At 71.6% G+C, this 2310-nt stretch carries 4 protein-coding genes; 3 read left to right on the forward strand and 1 reads right to left on the reverse strand.

What is annotated here, in order from left to right:
* Both WBP48_RS05585 and WBP48_RS05590 read left to right on the forward strand, forming a co-directional pair.
* A partial coding sequence (locus WBP48_RS05585) for an ECF transporter S component (RefSeq protein ID WP_424437317.1) occupies positions 1-658 on the forward strand: 658 nt, incomplete at its 5' end.
* A 33-nt stretch (positions 659-691) separates the two neighbouring features.
* Positions 692-1075 carry a VOC family protein gene (locus WBP48_RS05590; protein WP_424437320.1) on the forward strand — a complete coding sequence of 128 codons (384 nt, stop codon included), beginning with the start codon at positions 692-694 and terminating at the stop codon, positions 1073-1075.
* A 12-nt stretch (positions 1076-1087) separates the two neighbouring features.
* Here the strand turns inward: WBP48_RS05590 and WBP48_RS05595 are convergent, their stop codons facing one another.
* Positions 1088-1885 carry a LysM peptidoglycan-binding domain-containing protein gene (locus WBP48_RS05595; RefSeq protein WP_424437323.1) on the reverse strand — a complete coding sequence of 266 codons (798 nt, stop codon included), beginning with the start codon at positions 1883-1885 and terminating at the stop codon, positions 1088-1090.
* A gap of 154 nt (positions 1886-2039) precedes the next feature.
* Between WBP48_RS05595 and WBP48_RS05600 the strand changes: the two genes are divergently transcribed.
* The coding region (locus WBP48_RS05600) for a glucose-6-phosphate dehydrogenase (protein WP_424437326.1) at positions 2040-2310 on the forward strand (271 nt) is incomplete at its 3' end.

Raw genomic sequence — 2310 nt, forward strand, 5'->3', positions numbered from 1 at the left:
ACCTTACATCGCGCTCGCGCTCGCGCCGCTCGCGGTCGTGCTCGTGCTCGCCGCACTCGACGCCAGCGTCCGTTCGGCTCACACCCTCGCGCTCCTCGCCGTGCTCGCCGCGATCGGCGCGGCGATCCGCATCGCGAGCACGGGCGTGGGCGGGGTCGAAGCGCTGTTCGTGCTGCTGATCCTTGCGGGTCGCGCGTACGGTCCGCGGTTCGGCCTGCTGTTGGGGGCGGCATCCATCGCCCTCTCCGCGATCATGTGGGGCGGGGTCGGCCCGTGGCTGCCGTTCCAGATGTTCGCGTGCGGCTGGGTCGGCGCGGGCGCGGGGCTGCTGCCGCGCCGGGTGCGCGGACTCTCCGAGATCGGGATGCTGTGCGCCTACGGCATCGCGTCGTCGTACGCGTTCGGGCTCGTCATGAACATGTGGTTCTGGCCCTTCGCCGTCGGCGCCGACACCTCCATCTCGTACGTGCCGGGCGGCTCCGTCGTCGAGAACCTCGGCAACTTCGTGGTGTACTCGTTGCTGACCTCGACGCTCAGCTGGGACACCCTCCGCGCCGTCACGACCGTCATCGGCCTCACCGTCATGGGGCGCGCGCTGCTGCGGTCGCTGCGGCGCGTGAAGCCGGTCGCGAACGCCCCGGCATCCGCCACTGCCTAGCGCGGCGGCCGGTCACGGCGTAGCGTCGCCGACATGCTGGTCCTCGGCTCGGTCGTCATCCGCGTGACGGATCTGCCCGCGCAGACCGCGTTCTGGACGCGGGCGCTCGACTACGTCGTCCGTGAGCCCGCCGAGGACGATTTCGTCGTGCTGCAGTCGCGCTCCGGCAGCGGCTCGCAGGTGTCGCTGGATGCCGTGCCGTCGCCGCGGGTGCTGCCGCCCCGCATCCACCTCGATCTCTACGCCGACGACCAGGATGCCGAGGTCGAGCGTCTCGAGCGCCTCGGCGCCCACCGCGTGCACTGGGACAAGCAGCCCCCCGATGCCGACTACGTCATCATGGAGGACCCCGAGGGGAACCGCTTCTGCGTCGTCGACGCCGTGGACTGGTCCGGATGGTCGGGCCGCGCGGGATGAACACCTCGACGATCAGTGCGGCCGGCGGGACTCGCTGTCGCCCCGGTCGAGGGGATCCAGGTTGAGAACCTGAGCCGCGTATGCCGAGTGCAACTCGCCCGGGATGCGGATCGGATTGAGCCACTCCAGGTCGTCCTGCGTGATGGCGAACCGTCGCGCGATCTCGCTCCATACGTCGCCGGATGCCGTCGTGTACAGCATCCTGCCGTCGACCACTTCGACCGCGCCGCGTGCGCCGTCGCGCGCTCCGGCGTCCTCCGGATCGACCCACGGGCGGGTCACCGGCGTCGTCCACGCCAGGTCTGCTTTCGCGAGGATCGGCTGCCAGCAGCTGCCGTCCCCGGCGGATCCCGTCGGCCTGACGACGAGCAGTGACGTGAAGAACGTCGGATCCGGATAGGCCTCGCCCAGGAAGCTGCCGATCTGCCCGATCGTCGCGCCCAGCTGCCAGATGTTGTCCGCGCCGCACTCGTCCATCGTGAAAGGGCTGTCCGAGAGGGCCTCGATGAGGCTGTTGCCGGGATCGTCGGGTAGCCAATCCGTCGGGTAGTCGAAGCGGTATGCCGTGCCGGAGCGCGTGACCGTCACGGGTCCGAGCGTCGTCCCGTCGGCGGCGACCATCGTGCCCGTCGCGACGATTCCGTCGGGGATCGCGACCGGGGTGGGCGCCGCCGACGCGGTGGCTGTGCCTTCCGCGACGCTTTCCGTGGTCGCGCCGACGCCCGCTCCCATGCCCGCGCAGCCGGTGAGGACCGTCGCCGTCATGAGCACGGCCGTGAGCCGGGCGGCCAGCACTCCGCGTCGCGCCACCGTTTCCCTCCCTTCAGGCACCCTATCGGCCCGGCCGCTCGCCTCATCGCCGGCAGGCCCTGCGTTGCCGACGGGCCCTGCCGCGCGCGCCGGACGTGGGACAATGGCGGACGGCGATGTCCCTTCCGAACGGATGCCGCCGGGAAGGCCGCTCGTGCAGATCAGGAACTCCTCCGACTGGCGCGATGCCCTCCCCTTCGAGATCCCGGTGGCGGCCGCCGAGGCGGCGCCCGGCGATCCGACCCGGTGCTCCGGGTGTGGTCCGGGCAGCGAGCCGTGGCCGCGCGAGGGACTCTGGATCGTGAAGCACCGGCATCCCACCAATCCGTCGGGGTTCGTCCGGTACTACTGCGCCGATCACAAGCCGAAGGCGACCCTCGCACCGCCCGTGGCGGCGCCCGAGCGCGGCGGGCGCGGCCGCACGG

Source organism: Microbacterium sp., from assembly GCF_049661145.1.
Taxonomy (GTDB): domain Bacteria; phylum Actinomycetota; class Actinomycetes; order Actinomycetales; family Microbacteriaceae; genus Microbacterium.

Excerpts from the sequence above, each read along its gene's own strand:
- WBP48_RS05590 (WP_424437320.1), top strand. The coding sequence starts at position 692 with ATGCTGGTCCTCGGCTCGGTCGTCATCCGCGTGACGGATCTGCCCGCG.